Source organism: Saccharospirillum impatiens DSM 12546 (assembly GCF_000423605.1).
Lineage (GTDB): Bacteria > Pseudomonadota > Gammaproteobacteria > Pseudomonadales > Natronospirillaceae > Saccharospirillum > Saccharospirillum impatiens.
In genome coordinates this window covers 33,193-49,671 of the sequence record NZ_AUIH01000022.1, presented here as the reverse complement: position 1 = coordinate 49,671, position 16,479 = coordinate 33,193, and the positions used below count along the sequence as shown (strand labels likewise).

11 protein-coding genes are annotated in these 16,479 nt (G+C 53.3%); all 11 read left to right on the top strand.

What is annotated here, in order from left to right:
- The first annotated feature begins 134 nt into the window (after positions 1-134).
- The 11 genes from G565_RS0112115 (at position 135) to G565_RS26045 (ending at position 16,443) form a co-directional block, all read left to right on the top strand.
- Positions 135-1,211: a pilus assembly protein PilM gene (locus G565_RS0112115; protein ID WP_028671159.1), complete on the top strand. Its 1,077-nt coding sequence runs from the start codon at positions 135-137 to the stop codon at positions 1,209-1,211.
- Complete coding sequence (locus G565_RS0112110) at positions 1,198-1,761, top strand: PilN domain-containing protein (RefSeq protein ID WP_028671158.1); 564 nt, start codon at positions 1,198-1,200, stop codon at positions 1,759-1,761. Before G565_RS0112115 ends, G565_RS0112110 begins: the two co-directional genes overlap by 14 nt.
- Complete coding sequence (locus tag G565_RS0112105) at positions 1,758-2,405, top strand: type IV pilus inner membrane component PilO (RefSeq protein ID WP_028671157.1); 648 nt, start codon at positions 1,758-1,760, stop codon at positions 2,403-2,405. Before G565_RS0112110 ends, G565_RS0112105 begins: the two co-directional genes overlap by 4 nt.
- Positions 2,402-2,944, top strand: a complete 543-nt coding sequence (locus tag G565_RS0112100; RefSeq protein ID WP_051207838.1) for a pilus assembly protein PilP — start codon at positions 2,402-2,404, stop codon at positions 2,942-2,944. Before G565_RS0112105 ends, G565_RS0112100 begins: the two co-directional genes overlap by 4 nt.
- A gap of 27 nt (positions 2,945-2,971) precedes the next feature.
- Positions 2,972-5,185, top strand: a complete 2,214-nt coding sequence (locus G565_RS0112095; RefSeq protein ID WP_028671155.1) for a type IV pilus secretin PilQ — start codon at positions 2,972-2,974, stop codon at positions 5,183-5,185.
- 9 nt (positions 5,186-5,194) lie between these two features.
- The gene (aroK, locus tag G565_RS0112090; RefSeq protein ID WP_028671154.1) at positions 5,195-5,734 is read left to right on the top strand and encodes a shikimate kinase AroK; all 540 of its coding nucleotides are present in this window, start codon (positions 5,195-5,197) and stop codon (positions 5,732-5,734) included.
- Positions 5,718-6,809, top strand: coding sequence for a 3-dehydroquinate synthase (aroB, locus tag G565_RS0112085; RefSeq protein ID WP_037339024.1), 1,092 nt, complete (start codon positions 5,718-5,720; stop codon positions 6,807-6,809). The genes aroK and aroB overlap by 17 nt, the downstream gene beginning before the upstream one ends.
- An 80-nt stretch (positions 6,810-6,889) precedes the next feature.
- Complete coding sequence (locus G565_RS0112080) at positions 6,890-8,401, top strand: SPOR domain-containing protein (RefSeq protein WP_157600070.1); 1,512 nt, start codon at positions 6,890-6,892, stop codon at positions 8,399-8,401.
- Positions 8,402-8,692: 291 nt separating this feature from the next.
- Entirely contained in the window at positions 8,693-13,192 is a 4,500-nt protein-coding gene (gene gltB, locus G565_RS23995) for a glutamate synthase large subunit (protein WP_051207835.1), read from the top strand.
- A gap of 18 nt (positions 13,193-13,210) precedes the next feature.
- Positions 13,211-14,629 carry an FAD-dependent oxidoreductase gene (locus G565_RS0112070; protein ID WP_028671151.1) on the top strand — a complete coding sequence of 473 codons (1,419 nt, stop codon included), beginning with the start codon at positions 13,211-13,213 and terminating at the stop codon, positions 14,627-14,629.
- A gap of 119 nt (positions 14,630-14,748) precedes the next feature.
- Positions 14,749-16,443 (top strand): Ig-like domain-containing protein, encoded by a 1,695-nt coding sequence (locus tag G565_RS26045; RefSeq protein WP_028671150.1) that lies wholly within the window; start codon positions 14,749-14,751, stop codon positions 16,441-16,443.
- Positions 16,444-16,479 lie beyond the last annotated feature (36 nt).

Sequence of the window (16,479 nt, the reverse complement as noted above, 5' to 3'; positions counted from 1 at the left end):
CCGCCGAAAAAGGCAGCCATTATAGTCAGAAATGATGCTTTTTATACATTGCGGATTGGTCTATTGTGTTATGTAATACTTAATGTAAAACCTATAAAACGTTCGTAAGTGCGTGTCGTTCAAGGGAAACATTCGTGGCCTCGCTATTCAAAAAGAAGCAAAAAAGGCTGTTGGGCATCGACATCAGCTCCACCTCTGTCAAGTTGATGGAGCTGAGTCAGTTGTCCAATGGGTACCGAGTAGAAGCTTACGCTGTTGAGCCTCTGCCTGAAAATGCCGTTGTTGAAAAAAATATCAACGACATTGAAGGGGTGGGGGAAGCCATCAGCAAGCTTGTTACAAAGTCGCGCTCCAAGCTGAAACAGGCTGCTGTGGCGGTGTCCGGCTCTTCTGTGATTACCAAGTCGATACAAATGACGTCTGGGTTGTCTGATGAAGAGATGGAAAACCAGATCCAGGTAGAAGCGGACCAATACATTCCATACCCGCTGGACGAGGTAGCGATCGATTTCGATGTGGTCGGGCCGTCAGAAAAAGGCGATGGCCTGGTTGATGTGCTATTGGCAGCTTGCCGGCGTGAAAACGTTGAGCTGAGGGAAGATGCGCTGGAGTTGGGCGGATTGGAATCCCGTGCTGTCGATGTGGAGGCCTTTTCTCTGGAGAGGGCCTTTCAGCTCCTGATTCCAGAACTCGAACCCTCTGAAGATGGCCTGACCGTCGCTGTGGTGGACATAGGTCACACGATGACAACGCTCAGCGTGCTTAATGACGGTAAAACAATCTACACTCGCGAGCAGCTCTTTGGCGGCAAGCAATTGACCGAAGAGATCATGCGCCGTTATGGCATGACTCAGGCTGAAGCCGGGCTTGCCAAAAAACAGGGTGGATTGCCGGATGATTATGCCAGTGAAGTGCTAGAGCCCTTTAAAGAAGCTGTCGTCCAACAGGTTACCCGGTCTCTTCAATTTTTCTTTGCTGCGTCCCCTTATAACGATGTCGACTATATTTTGTTGGCAGGCGGGACAGCATCGATCCCGGGGCTGGCGCAGATGGTTAAGGAAAAGATCGGAACCAACACCATGGTTGCGAACCCCTTTGCCAGTATGACCCTGTCGAATAAGGTAAATGCCAGCAATCTGACCAATGACGCACCGGCCCTGATGATTGCCTGCGGTCTGGCATTGAGGAGTTTCGAACGTGGCAAATATTGATTTAAGGCCCTGGCGCGAAGAGCGCCGCAAAGAGCGTCAGAAGCAGTTCATTCTTATTCTGATGCTGGTGGTTGTTGCCGCCGGCGCAGCAGGCTGGAGCTGGGATCAACAAGTGGCGAGCCAGATTGCATTCCAGGATCAGCGTAATACCTTCCTGGAGCGTCGCATAAGCGATCTGGATCAGAAGATTGTTGAAATTCAGTCGTTGCGCGAACAGCGAGAGCAGCTGGTTGAGCGGATGGAAGTGATTCAAAGTCTACAGGGCGACCGGCCTATTATCGTGCATCTGTTTGATGAAATGGTTAAAGCGACACCTGAAGGGGTGTATTTCAACAGCATGACCAGCCAGGGCACGACGATCAATATTATCGGTAATGCAGATCGCCCGCTGAGCATTTCTGATTTTTTGCGGAACCTTGATCGTTCAGCCTGGTTTCAAAATGCATTTTTGATCAACGTTCAATCGGTAACTGACGGTGCTGAAGTTATAGGTAATACCTTCAGTATCCGGGTAGAGCGAGCAAACCCGAATGAGGAGTCTTCATCATGACCTTTCAGGAGTTTGCTGACGGCTTTCGCCGGTTCGACTACAACAACCCTGATTTTGAAAATATGGGGTCTTGGCCGCTCGGGATAAAGCTAGTCATGCTGCTTTTACTGGCTAGCGCCATTGTCTTTGGTTTTTATTGGTTTGCGATTAAGGACTCCTATGCCGAGTTAGAGCGGGACACCGCGCGGGAGCCAAACCTGAAACAGGAGTACCAATCGAAAGCCTTTCGAGTGGCGAACCTGGATTCGTTCAAAGCCCAACTGGCAGAAATGGAAGAATCTTTCGGTGCGTTGTTGAATCAGCTACCGGACGAAACCGAAATGCCCGGTTTGCTGGACGATATAAGTACGACTGGGACGCAGAGCGGCTTGGAAATCGACCGTATTACGCCTAACAGCGATGTCGTCCGTGAGTTCTACATCGAAACGCCGATAGCCATTCAAGTTCGTGGCACCTATCACGAAATGGGTACATTCGTGAGCGCCATGTCTGCGATTCCACGTATTGTTACGCTGCATGATTTCTCGATGAACGCGTCGTCAAATAGACAGGGCGGTGGAAACACAAGCGCCGATCAGGAATCTCCACTATCGATGACCATAAATGCCCGAACCTATCGTTACAACCCAGGAGGTGCACAGTGAGAATCAGTGTTTACCTGATTGTGTTGTCTGGGATTGTTTTGGCGGGATGTGTGCAGGAAGACCCGCTTGTCGATTTGCGCGATTATGTGGCAGAAATAGATGCCCGGCCGAGCGGAACTATTCCGCCGCCGCCTGAATTCGCAGCATTTGAGTTTGTATCGTATACCGCTAGCGGAGAACGTTCACCCTTTGAAGCACCCCGGCCATTAGATTTGGAGGTCGATGAAGCGGAAGTGCCTCGCAGTAACGTGCGGCCCGACCCGGATCGGGTTCCTGAGTTTCTAGAGACTTACCGGGTCGAAAATTTAGCGATGGTAGGTACTTTGGCTGGTCTCCAGGAGGGCGATCTTTGGGGGCTTATCCGTGACGGTGATGGTGAGATACATCGGGTTAGGGTCGGGAACTATATGGGTCGCAACCATGGCGAAATTATCAGTATCAGCGAAACGCAAATAGATTTAATCGAAATCGTACCGTCGGGTCAGGACAACTGGGTTGAGCGACCCAGGGCTATAGTTCTCTCGGGTCTCGACAATTAAGGCTGGGAGAGCGATAAGGTGAAACCAATGAATTTGAAAACCGTTTTTAAGAAATACACATTACCGCTGGTCCTGATAGCCTGGTGCAGCAGCGCTCTGGCCGTGTCATTGACCGATTTCCAGGCCTTGGCTTTGTCGGGTGATCGAACTCAGCTTGAGCTGACGTTTGACGGCCCTGCACCGACGCCAAGGGGTTACAGTATTGAGAATCCGGCAAGAATTTCACTGGATTTTCGGGATACAGACAGCTTGCTGGACAGTCGCTATATTCAGATTGGCACGGGCAATACCCGAAATGCAGCCATCGTTTCCTCGGGAGGGCGTACCCGTATCGTGCTAAGTCTGTCCTCTCTGGTGCCATATGCCACTGCGGTGTCAGGAAATACTGTTCAAATTGTTGTTGGAGAAGGTGCCCAAGATGTATTGGGTTCTGATTCAGGCCCTTCGAGCAGTTCCGCACAATCTGCCTCATCGTCTGTAGCCGAGGCACAGCCTGCGACCGGGTCGACAAGTTCCACAGTTACTCGCCCGACGCAGGTGGCCAATGACAGCCGCTCCGAGCTGTTGAATGTTGATTTTAGGCGCTCTGAAGAAGGTACCGGGCAGGTAATTCTTGAGTTTTCGAACAGTAACGCCCGTACTGACATTATTGAGCGAGGCGGATCCATCGTCGTTGAGTTAGAAGATTTTGAAGTCCCGAGAGAGCTACGTCGTCGTTTGGATGTAGTCGATTTCGCGACGTCAGTGCATTACATAAACGTTTACCGTGAGGACCAGAACGGAATTGTTGAGTTAGAGCTAGATGGCGCGTTCGATTACCTTGCCTATCAGACTGACAACCGAATGACAATTGACGTTCAGACGGTCACACCAGCAGAAGCCCAGGCCCGTCAGGAAGCGCAGTTTCCGTACAGTGGAGACCGGCTGTCACTCAGCTTTCAGGACATTGAGGTTCGTAACGTATTGCAGTTGATTGCTGACTATGTTGGTCTCAATCTGGTCGCGTCGGATTCTATATCTGGAAACATCACATTGCGTTTACAAAACGTTCCTTGGGATCAGGCCCTGGATCTTGTGTTAAAGACAAAGGGGCTTGACAAGCGACAGACCGGCAATGTTCTGTTGGTGGGTCCTGCTCAGGAAATCGCAGAACGCGAACGACTTGAGCTTGAATCGCAACAGCAGGCGGAGCAATTGGCGCCACTGGTCACTGAGTTTGTTCAAATAAATTATGCTCGGGCAGCTGATATTCTCGAAGTGCTGAGAACGGGTGCCGGGGGGGCGGGAGCTGATTCTGAAACGACTACTGCAGAAGACGGTACTGTGACTACAACGGAGCAAAGCTCATCGTCTTCTGGCTTCCTGTCTCGCAGAGGTACAGCATCGGCAGATACCCGAACCAATACGCTGATTATTCGAGATACCGCCGGTAACCTTGACCGTATCCGGGAAGCCATTCAGATATTTGACCGTCCGGTGCGGCAGGTGTTAATTGAAGCGCGGGTTGTTGCAGCTCGTACTTCTGTGGGTAAAGAGCTTGGTATTCGCTGGGGTGGTAATGTTAACTCTGGAGGAAACTTTCCACCTGTGGTGGCTTCGGGTTCTTTGGATTCTACGAGCAGCATTGGTAGTGATTTGCAAAATTCTGGTGGTACTTCTTATACCCAGTCCTACCCAGAAGCATTGGCAGTCAACCTGCCGGCCGGTGGTAACGCTAGTTCCTTCGCGATTGGGGTCGCCGCTTTTGACTATGCGCTGGATCTTGAGTTGTCGGCACTTGAAACTCGTGGCTCTGCGGAAGTCGTGTCACAGCCTAAAATCGTGACCTCAGACGGACAAGAAGCCTATATAATTTCCGGTCAGTCTATTCCATTCCAGGGCGCTGAAGGCGAAACTATCTTCCGTGATGCTGGTTTGTCATTGCGTGTAACCCCTCAGATAACTCCGGATAATCGAGTCGTATTGGATCTTGTGGTAACGCAGGATTCTCTGGCCGCGGGTGGTAACGCCATCGACACGAACTCCGTGACGACGCAGGTACTCGTTAATAATGGGGATACCCTGGTGTTAGGTGGCGTCTATCGTACTGAAAGCGTGACTACGATAGATAAAACCCCACTGTTGGGTGACTTGCCAGTGCTTGGTACCCTGTTCAGGCGGACCAGTTCGTCTGAAGAAAAAACTGAATTGTTGATCTTTATTACGCCTAAGTTGGTGCAAGAAGGATTGGCCTCTAACTGATGTGAATTGATGTCGTCTGGAAGAGTCATTTTGATCGGGCCGATGGGCGCTGGCAAAAGCACCATCGGCCGTTTGCTGTCTGAGCATCTGGGATTGGATTTCGTCGATTCCGACAAAGAGATTGAAGAGCGCTCCGGAGCCAATATTCCCTGGATTTTTGATCTGGAGGGTGAGGCCGGTTTTCGGGATCGGGAAAGTCAGGTGCTGGCTGATCTGGCAATGGAGTCGCCTCAGGTTTTGGCAACTGGTGGCGGCGCGATCCTCAGAGAGCAAAACCGATCTCTGTTGCGGTCTGCTGGCGTTGTCGTTTACCTGAAAACATCAGTCGCACAGCAGTTGGTGCGCACTGCCAAAGACCGAAATCGCCCTTTGTTACAAAACTCCAACCCCCGTCTGGTGCTCAAGCAGATGGCGCAACTGCGCAATCCTTTATATGAAGCAACCGCGCACATTATGGTTGATACCAATGGCCACGGTACGAGATCTGTAGTGCGAGATATTCTTCGTCAATTAAAAGCTCTGGATACTGCTTATGAAACTAACCGTTGAACTGGGTGATCGTAGCTACCCCATTTTGATTCAGCCCCACGCCTTGCAAGATGTCGCAGTCTGGGATGACTGTGTGGCACATGCTGAGGTAGTTGTTGTGACGAACGACGTGGTCGCACCTCTGTATCTGGACGCGCTTAAAGCGGGCCTGGCTCGGCCAGGTCGGCGCTTGCTTACCCTGGTTTTACCCGACGGCGAAGCTCATAAGAACCAATCAACATTGACCCTCATTTACGATTTCCTGTTAGAGAACAATCTTAGTCGTAAGGCGGTGTTGGTCGCGCTGGGTGGTGGTGTCGTTGGGGATATGACCGGGTTTGCAGCCGCGACATACCAACGCGGGATCGATTTTATTCAGGTTCCGACGACCTTATTGTCCCAGGTCGATTCATCTGTCGGTGGTAAAACGGGTATAAACCATCCGCTGGGCAAGAACATGATCGGTGCTTTTAAGCAGCCAGTAGCTGTGATTATTGATTCAACCGTTCTGTGCACACTTCCGGCTCGGGAGCTTTCTGCCGGCCTGGCTGAGGTGATCAAGTACGGCCTGATCGGTGATGCCGATTTCTTTGAGTGGCTGGAACAGGGAATGCCCGCCCTTTTAGCGAATGATGCAACCGCCGTCAGCGAAGCGGTCTATCGTTCCTGCGAGTCAAAAGCGCGCATCGTGGCAGCCGATGAAATGGAGCAGGGCGTTCGCGCAACATTAAATCTGGGTCATACGTTCGGACATGCCATCGAAGCTGAAATGGGGTATGGCGCCTGGCTGCATGGGGAAGCAGTGGGTGCGGGTATGGCTATGGCTTGTGCTATGAGTCAGCGCCTCGGTTGGATCTCAGACGATGTCGTAACCCGTGCCTTGACGCTGATCACTCAGGCAGGCCTGCCTGTCGAGGTCCCATCGAAAATGACACCCTCGGCTTTTTTGAAACATATGGCTCGGGATAAAAAAGTGGAGTCGGGTCAGCTACGACTGGTGCTGTTGACTGATCTCGGTAAAGCGGTGGTAACCGGCGACTTTTCCCCTGACGTGCTCGAGCAAACACTGCAAGAGGCTTGCGCCAGAGTTGCCTGATCGATCATGGCAGGTTTGTAAGAGATGCGGTTGTTCGGGCTTTACAAAGTCGCTGGACAGTGCTGAAGTGAGTCGGTTTAATGAAGGAACGTTCACGACCGGTACCCTTTATGCAGGATATGCCCGATCAAACCCAGCGTATGCTCGACTATTACGGGTTGGCGCGAGATCCGTTCGGCGAGGATGTTGATTCAACCGTATTCAGCGGCGTCGCTGAACGCTCTGATACCGTGGAGCAACTCAAACACCTGCTGACATTCAGCCCGCAGGATTGTCTGCTCATGGCGCCGGCCGAGGGCGGTAAGCGGCACCTGGCTCGAGAAGTCCTCAGGCGCTTTGACGACGAGTGGCGTGTCGCCTGGCTGGATGCTACTACTGCAAGCCAACTGGACGTCATTTGCCGGGAACTGATTGGTCAGCTTGGGCTCGGTTTGAGAGTCGACTCCGATACGGCATCCCTGTTTCGAAATATTGCCGAAGCCATTGCTCAGCGCACGGCAGACGGCGAAAATTTTCTGATGATTGTTGAGCACGCAGATCGCTGGACAACCGATGTACAGTCCTGGGTCCAGTCACTGCACACCCTGGCAACACAGCCGGATCTGCGTTTGCGTCAGTTGTGGATGGCAGAGTCGGCGACCGCCATCGAGCAGGCTGGAAACGATGAACTGTGGTTCGTATTGATACTTGAGCCCTTTACCGAAACCGATGCCGCCGGATACCTGCGTGACCGTTTTGCTGCCGCAGGGCATCTGGATGCGGTACCGATAGACACGCGAGACATTGCCCGTCTGAACGATCTGGCCCATGGGTTACCCGGGCACTTGAATCAGGTAGTGAGTGATTATCTGATTGCAGGTACCTTCAAGACGACTGAGCGCCGGCAGGGTTTTCCACTGACACATGTGATTGCTGGCTCTGCTGTTGTCACCCTGTTGGTGCTGGTGTTCCTCTACAGCCGGGGTGGGGATGAGCCGGCGCCGACCGTCTCCGGGACGGACACTGAGGTATCTTCTGCAAATTCTGAGGTGCAACAGCGTCTGGCCGAAGCTGTCGCCCGGGTTGAAGCGCGGCAGCAGAACAGTACTGAAAGCGGGGATGCTGTGACGACGCCAGAGGATCCCGCCGAATCAGAGTCTGCCCTGGCAATTGAACCGCCCAGTGTCCCCGATTCAGAACCTTCCGAAGTCGCACCAACCAGCGAACCTGAACCGGAAGAGGTTGCGCAGGTTCCAGGCCCTGCTCAGGAGCCTGCTCCACCGGAACCCGCGTCTACTCCTGTTCCTGCTGGATCGTCACTTCCCGGGTGGCTGGCTGATGCCAGCGACACCCAATATTCGCTGCAGTTATTGGGTGTACGAGATCGATCGGCTATCGTGCGACTGGTGCAGAACCAGGCGAATCCCGAGCAGTTTGGCATTGTAACTACTCAGTTAGACAATCGACCCTGGCATGTTTTGGTGTATGGTCTTTACCCGGATTCGGCGACGGCCAGAGCAGATATTCCCAACCTCCCTGATGATTTCTCAGATCAGTCTCCCTGGGCCAGAAATGTGGCTGATTTGAAAGCGACAGCTCGCTCAGGCAATTGATTTTCACGGTTTAAGTCGCTTCTTTCATCGAAGCGACTAATTTACCCTCATATTATACCGTTATTAATTGTGAAGTCGGTTTTGCTCAGTAGACTCAGCCGCAGATTCAGTCGTTCATGAGGTGGGTCGAAGGCTGGCAGCGTCCTTTTAGTGACTTGCCTTAAGAGCTGCCACGCAACCCTTTCTGAGCAGATCAGCATGAACTCCGGTGAAGCTAACCGTGACGGTACAAGACGCTATTAGTTCCTGTGCCCAGGCTGCCGGTGTTCCCCAGATAAGAAGAGAGTCACTATGAAACAGGGTCTCCACCGTTCAGACAGTTCACCACAGTCTGACCATCTCGATCGCCCCACCGGCCTCTACCAGCCTGATGAATTTCGCGATAACTGCGGTTTCGGGTTGATTGCTCATATGCAGGGTCAGGCCAGCCACGAGTTGTTGCAAACGGCCATCGAGTCGTTGACGTGCATGACCCACCGGGGTGGTATTGCCGCCGACGGAAAAACGGGTGATGGCTGCGGCTTATTGTTGCAAATGCCGGAAGCCTTCGTGCGTGAGCAAGCCGATACTCTGTTCCAAGCCGACCTGGGCGAGCATTACGCCATCGGCATGATCTTTTTGAGCGCGGAAAAAACCAGAGCCGCCTCAGGTCGCTCCGCGCTTGAAACCGCGTTAAGTAATGAAGGTTTGGAGTTGGTCGGATGGCGCACCGTGCCGACCGACACCCGGGTTTGTGGCCCCATGGCACTGGATTGCCTGCCTGTAATCGAGCAAGTGTTCATCAAAGCTGAGTCTGCTGAAGGCCTGGCGGTCAAACTGTATAGCGCTCGTCGCAAGGCGGAGCTGGCCATGCAGGACGATGATGAGTTTTACATCTGCTCACTGTCCGACACGGTTTTGTCTTATAAAGGGCTGGTCATGCCGGAAGACTTGCCGCGGTTCTATTTGGATCTGGCGAGTGAGACACTGGAAACTGGGATCTGCGTGTTCCACCAGCGCTTTTCCACCAACACCATGCCCAAATGGCCTCTTGCCCAGCCGTTTCGTCTGCTGGCGCACAACGGTGAAATTAACACCATTCAGGGGAACCGAAACTGGGCCCGCGCCCGGGCGAGTAAATTTGAGTCTCCTCATTTGCCGAATCTGGAAGAGCTGCAACCGGTGGTTAATACGACCGGTTCAGACTCCTCCAGCATGGACAACATGCTGGAATTGATGCTGCTCGGCGGTATGGATTTGTTCCGCGCCTGTCGAACCATGATTCCGCCAGCCTGGCATAACGTTGAAAACATCGACGGTGAACTAAAAGCGTTCTACGAATTCAATTCCATGCACATGGAGCCCTGGGATGGTCCAGCGGGTATTGTTCTGACCGACGGGCGTTATGCCGTGTGCATGCTTGACCGAAACGGCTTGCGCCCGGCGCGCTGGGTCATTACCAAGAACGGTTTTATCACGCTGGCCTCTGAAATTGGTACCTTCCAGTACAAGCCAGAAGACGTTGTAGCCAAAGGTCGGGTTGGGCCGGGCCGTATCGTTGCGGTTGATACCCATACGGGTGAGTTCCTGCAAACCGAGGAAATCGATAACCGTCTGAAGAAGACCCACCCTTATAAGGATTGGCTGAAAAACAACGCAGTGCGGTTGCGCAGTAAGTTGGAATTGGCTGAGGAAGTGGATGGCTCCTCCCTGTCTCCCGAGCAATTACTGGCTTACCAGAAAATGTTCCAGGTCTCCTTTGAGGAGCGCGACCAGGTCTTGCGACCCCTGGCTGAGAGTGGCCAGGAAGCTGTCGGTTCGATGGGTGACGACACCCCCATGGCCGTATTGTCCCAGCATATTCGACCGGTCACTGATTATTTTCGTCAGCAGTTTGCCCAGGTAACAAACCCACCGATCGATCCATTGCGTGAAGCCGTGGTCATGTCGCTGGAAACCTGTCTCGGGCCAGAGCGGAACCTGTTTGAGCCAACGCCGGACCACGCCAAGCGCCTGATTCTGACCTCTCCGGTGTTATCTCCGCTGAAGTTTCAGAATTTCTTGCATCAGGAAGCCCCGGAGTTTCGCCATCAGGTGTTGCCACTGGCTTACCCGGCTGACGGTGATCTGGAACAGGCACTGGATCGTTTGTGCAAGACAGCAGCAGAAGCCAGCCGCGAGGGCGTGAAGATTGTTGTGCTGTCGGACCGCGACCTCAAAGCCGGCCAACTGGTCATTCCAGCGGTCATGGCGACCGGGGCGGTGCATCACCATTTGGTAGATCACGGCTTGCGCTGCGACACCAACATTGTTCTTGATACCGGTGCCATTCGTGATCCGCACCAGATTGCCGTAGCCATCGGTTTTGGTGCCACAGCGGTATATCCATACCTGGTTTACGAAGTGCTTGATGACATGATTCGTACCAACGAACTGCAGGGTGACCCGCGTCAGTTGCACAAGAATTATCGCAAGGGCGTCAATAAGGGTCTGTTCAAAATCATGTCGAAGATGGGCATTTCGACCATCGCCTCCTACCGCGGCGCTCAGCTGTTTGAAGCGGTAGGGCTGGCTGACGAAGTGGTTGATTTATGCTTTAAAGGCGTGCCAAGCCGCATTCAGGGAGCCCGTTTCAGACACTTTCACGAAGAACTTCAGGCATTGGGTAAGACCGCATGGAAACCGCGCAAGTCGATCCAGCAGGGTGGTTACCTCAAATACGTACACGGTGGTGAGTATCACAGCTATAACCCGGATGTAGTGACCAGCCTGCAGGATGCGGTGCAGAATGGCGACGAGTCCCGCTATCGCGACTATGCCAATTACGTAAACAGCCGCCCGGTTGCGACCATTCGTGATCTGTTTGAATTGACGTCGGATCGAAAAGCGATACCCATGTCGGAAGTGGAGTCGGCCGAGGCCTTGTTCAAGCGCTTCGACTCTGCTGCTATGTCGCTCGGTGCCCTGTCGCCGGAAGCGCACGAGGCACTGGCCATTGCCATGAACGAACTGGGCGGTCGCAGCAACTCGGGCGAAGGCGGTGAAGACCCGAAACGATACGGCACCAACCGTCGTTCCAAGATCAAGCAGGTCGCTTCGGGTCGCTTCGGGGTAACCCCGGCCTACCTGATGAGTGCCGATGTCCTGCAAATTAAGGTGGCCCAGGGCGCCAAGCCCGGGGAGGGCGGTCAATTGCCCGGTGGCAAGGTCAATAAACTGATTGCCGAGCTGCGCTTTTCCGTGCCAGGGGTGACGCTGATTTCACCGCCTCCACACCACGATATCTACTCAATTGAAGACTTGGCACAGCTGATTTTCGACCTGAAGGAAATCAACCCGGATGCGCTGGTCTCAGTGAAACTGGTATCCGAGCCCGGCGTGGGCACCATTGCCGCCGGGGTCGCCAAAGCCTACGCTGACCTCATTACGATTTCCGGTTACGACGGTGGTACGGCCGCCAGTCCGTTGACTTCAATCAAACACGCAGGCTCGCCCTGGGAGTTGGGCCTGGCTGAGGTGCAACAAACGCTGCGCGGCAACGATCTGCGCGGCAAGATACGTCTGCAGACGGATGGCGGGCTCAAGACCGGGCTGGACGTGATCAAGGCTGCGTTGCTGGGCGCTGAGAGTTATGGCTTTGGTACCGCTCCCATGGTTGCCCTGGGCTGTAAATACCTGCGCATTTGTCACCTGAACAACTGCGCAACCGGTGTGGCAACGCAAGACGATCATCTGCGTGATCAGCACTTCCGTGGCACGGTTGAAATGGTGAAAAACTATTTTCGGTTTGTGGCTGAAGAGGTGCGTGAGCACCTGGCTATGCTCGGTTATCGCAGCCTCAGTGAAGTGATCGGACGCAGCGATCTGATTACCGTAAAAAAAGGTCAGACCGACAAGCAAAACTGTCTGGATCTGTCGAATATTCTGTTCAGTGATCAGGTTCCAGCCGACAAACCGCAGCAGTGTGAAATTGAACGTAACGTCCCGTTTGATAAAGGCACCAAGCAGCGTGAGATTTTCGATGCCATTTTGCCAGCCATCGAAAACAAGACCGGTGGCGAATTCGAATTCAGTATTGGCAACTGCGACCGCTCGATCGGCGCCCGCGCTTCGGGTGAGATCGCCAAGCGGTATGGCAACCAGGGCATGAGTGACCGGCCCATCACGTTGAACCTGTCGGGCATTGCCGGGCAGAGTTTCGGGGTGTGGAACGCTGGTGGTTTGAACCTGGTTCTTGATGGCGATGCCAACGACTACGTTGGCAAAGGCATGACCGGTGGCAAGATTGCCATTCGGCCGCCAAAAGGCAGTGCTTTTGAAACACAGAAAACCTCCATCATGGGCAACACCTGCCTGTACGGTGCTACTGGCGGTACGCTGTTCGCGGCCGGTTCAGCCGGTGAACGCTTTGCCGTACGAAACTCCGGTTGCGTCGCGGTGATTGAAGGCGCGGGTGATCATTGTTGTGAGTACATGACCGGCGGTATGGTCGCTGTACTGGGGTATGTGGGCGGTAACTTCGGCGCGGGTATGACCGGCGGCTTTGCTTATGTCCTGGATCTGGAAAATACCTTCCCGGACAAGTACAACCGTGAACTGGTGGATATTCATCGCATTGGCACCGAGAGCATGGAAACCTACCGTGACCACCTGTTTGGTGTCATCGGTCGATTTGTTGACGACACAAAGAGCGCCTGGGGCGCAGAGCTGCTGGACAACTACGACGACTACGTCAGCCGGTTCTGGCTGGTGAAGCCAAAAGCCGCCAGCTTGTCCGATTTGTTGTCCAACACACGGGCCCGCCCCGAGTAACCCCGACGGAGAATGGTGATGACACAGCGTTTGAACAACGATTTTCAGTTTGTCGATGTCGGCCGTCGCGAGCCTGCCAAGAAAGACATCCATACCCGCAAACATGAGTTTGTGGAGATCTACGAACCTTTTGGTCAGAAACAGGCGGCCGAACAATCGCACCGCTGCCTGGAATGTGGCAACCCCTACTGCGAATGGAAGTGCCCGGTGCACAATTTCATTCCCAACTGGCTGAAGCTGGTTAGCGAGGGCAACGTGCTGGAGGCGGTTGAGATGTGCCACCAGACCAACTCCCTACCCGAAGTCTGTGGCCGGGTGTGCCCGCAGGATCGCCTCTGCGAGGGTGCCTGCACGCTTAATGATGGCTTTGGCGCGGTCACCATCGGTAACGCTGAAAAATACATTACCGACACCGCCTTTGCCATGGGTTGGAAGCCGGACCTGTCGAAGGTTACTCAGACCAGCAAGAAGGTCGCCGTCATCGGAGCTGGCCCCGCTGGGCTGGGCTGTGCCGATGTGCTGGCACGCAATGGCGTCAAGGCTGTGGTGTTCGACAAATACCCGGAAATCGGTGGCCTGCTGACCTTCGGTATTCCCGAATTCAAGCTGGAGAAGTCGATCATGGCCAAGCGCCGTGATGTCTTTGAAGACATGGGCATCGAATTCCGTCTGAACACCGAAATCGGTGTCGACATTGAATTCGACCAGCTTCTGGCTGACTACGACGCTGTTTTTATGGGCATGGGTACCTACAAGTACATGAAGGGCGGCTTCCCGGGCGAAGAGCTGGAGGGCGTTCACGAAGCCCTGCCGTTCCTGGTGTCCAACGTCAACCACACCAAGGGTTGGGAGAAAGACCCCGCCGACTTCATCAACCTGCAAGGCAAGCGGGTCGTCGTGCTCGGTGGCGGTGATACTGCCATGGACTGTAACCGCACCTCGATTCGCCAGCAGGCCGCAAAGGTGATTTGCGCCTACCGCCGCGATGAAGCCAACATGCCCGGTTCACGCCGCGAAGTCGCCAATGCCAAGGAAGAGGGGGTTGAGTTCCTGTTCAACCGGCAGCCGGTGGAAATTGTGGGTGAGGACAAGGTAGAAGGCATCAAGCTGGTCACCACCAAGTTGGGTGAGCCGGACGAAAACGGCCGCCGCCGTCCGGAAGTCGTCCCGGGCTCTGAAGAAATACTGGCCGCAGACGCCGTGATCGTGGCGTTTGGTTTCCAGCCGAGCCCTGCAGACTGGTTCGAGCCCAACCAGATCAAGCTGGACGATTGGCAGCGCGTGACGGCCTCTGAGCACCAGGAATACCCTTTCCAGACCACCCACGAGAAGATCTTTGCCGGTGGTGACATGGTTCGCGGTTCAGATCTGGTGGTTACCGCTATTTATGAAGGCCGCAAGGCGGCTGATGGGATTTTGGACTACCTCGAAGTGTGACCTGAGTCTTAAATCTGGAAAAAACGGCGTTTTACGCCGTTTTTTTTTGATTGCAGCGCCCGGTACGATTATCTTAGGCCTTACAGTCACTATACAAAGCCCGAATGGGAGCTCGTCTGATGTTCAATAAAAAAGTAGGGATGGCCTTGTTGCTGTCGTTAGCGCTGGTTGCCTGTGATGGCGATGGTTATGGAAGTGATGATGACAATGGAGATTCTGGCAGTGATACCGGTGGGGATACTGGTGGAGATACCGGTGGGTCCACGACCACAGACGAAGGTGTAGAGATTGTATTGGGCTCAGGTTCAAGCGGTTCGTTTGACGCCGGAGTCCTAACCCTTGCAGCAGTATCCATCGGAGCTGAAGGGCAAACCGCTGTTACTGTAAACATCGTGGACAACAATAATGATGACGCTCTTTATAATGGCGCTCCGGTAACCGTTGAGTTTACGTCGGCGTGCCTGCAGGATGGCAAAGCGACATTTTCTAACAGCAGTGTGGTTACAGGTACAGGTACTGCGACTACGACATACTTGCCTGAAGGGTGTGTTGGGGACGATGTGATTCTGGCATCCATCGGTGACGCACGAGCGACTGCAACGGTAAACGTAAGTCCTGCCGACGTTGGATTTGTTGCTTATTCGGGAACCGATGTTACTTCTATTGCTTACAACACCTATTGGGGCGGAACTCAACCTAGTATCGCTACTGTGACTTTCACCTTGTTCGATGATAGGGGCAAGCCAGTATCAGGACAAACAGTTACGTTTTCCCTTACGAGTGAGGAAGGTGGAACTACACTTGCTAATAACACGGCTGAATCAAATGAGTCTGGTATTGTAACTACCCGCGTTAAAGCTGGCTCAATTGCCTTAAGTGTAAGAGTCATCGCAACGTTTACAGCGGGCGATGGGCGTGAAATATCTACAGTGTCCTACCCAATTGCAGTTAACTCCGGTCCTGCAGAGATAGACAGCTTTAGTCTGGCTGCCAGTCTTTTTGCGCCAGAAGCCTGGAATAGAGACGGAGAGGAAATTGAGTTTTCAGTTACTTCAGGTGACCATCATAATAATCCTGTACCTGACGGCACTGAGATTAGTTTTTGGACTGAATTTGGGATCATTTCTGATACCTGTACAACGACTGAAGGCCGTTGCTCGGTAACTTGGACATCAGGTGGTGATCGCTCTACTTTGCCACTGCCCGCCGATGGTCTTGCTACTATTACAGCATGGACAGCCGGAGAAGATAGTTTTTATGAGACTGGAGCCGCTAATCAGCTATTTGATCCGGGTGAGTCCTTTCTATCCACTCCAGAAAGGTTTTATGACCGGAATAAAAACGGTACTTACGATCCTGCATTTGAGTCTTATTACGACTACAACGAAGATGGTGCCTACAACGCTAGCAGTGCACTTTTTAGGGGATATAGTTGTTCGGAATCTGCAAAAACCGCAGGGCACTGTGCTAACAGCGTTGAAGTTTGGGACGATATTCAAATATTGATGGCCGGAAGCGCTATTACTATTACTCCAACTCCGGGAGCAGCAACTGGCGAAACAACTTTCAATATCTTGCTGGAAGATGTAAATGGCAACCAGCCCCCGGCGGGATCAAGCGTCTCCGTACAAACGAGCTATGGAACCGCGACTATCATCGGTGAAAGTGATGTTCCTGACGGCGTATCAACCACTGGCTACACAGTGGTCATTTTGTTTGAGCCAGATACGGACCCTGGTAACGGCAATATGATTGTTGAAGTAGAAACACCGAGTGGCGTGAAATCGGCGATAGTTATCCCGGTTTCCAACTAGCTGTAAATCGGGGTGTCCTGCATTTGCAGGCACCCC

What these genes read in the sequence shown, in the direction of transcription:
- G565_RS0112105 (WP_028671157.1), top strand. Translation starts at nt 1,758, where the DNA reads ATGACCTTTCAGGAGTTTGCTGACGGCTTTCGCCGGTTCGACTACAAC.
- G565_RS0112095 (WP_028671155.1), top strand. Translation starts at nt 2,972, where the DNA reads ATGAATTTGAAAACCGTTTTTAAGAAATACACATTACCGCTGGTCCTG.
- aroK (WP_028671154.1), top strand. Translation starts at nt 5,195, where the DNA reads ATGTCGTCTGGAAGAGTCATTTTGATCGGGCCGATGGGCGCTGGCAAA.
- aroB (WP_037339024.1), top strand. Translation starts at nt 5,718, where the DNA reads ATGAAACTAACCGTTGAACTGGGTGATCGTAGCTACCCCATTTTGATT.
- G565_RS0112080 (WP_157600070.1), top strand. Translation starts at nt 6,890, where the DNA reads ATGAAGGAACGTTCACGACCGGTACCCTTTATGCAGGATATGCCCGAT.
- gltB (WP_051207835.1), top strand. Translation starts at nt 8,693, where the DNA reads ATGAAACAGGGTCTCCACCGTTCAGACAGTTCACCACAGTCTGACCAT.
- G565_RS0112070 (WP_028671151.1), top strand. Translation starts at nt 13,211, where the DNA reads ATGACACAGCGTTTGAACAACGATTTTCAGTTTGTCGATGTCGGCCGT.
- G565_RS26045 (WP_028671150.1), top strand. Translation starts at nt 14,749, where the DNA reads ATGTTCAATAAAAAAGTAGGGATGGCCTTGTTGCTGTCGTTAGCGCTG.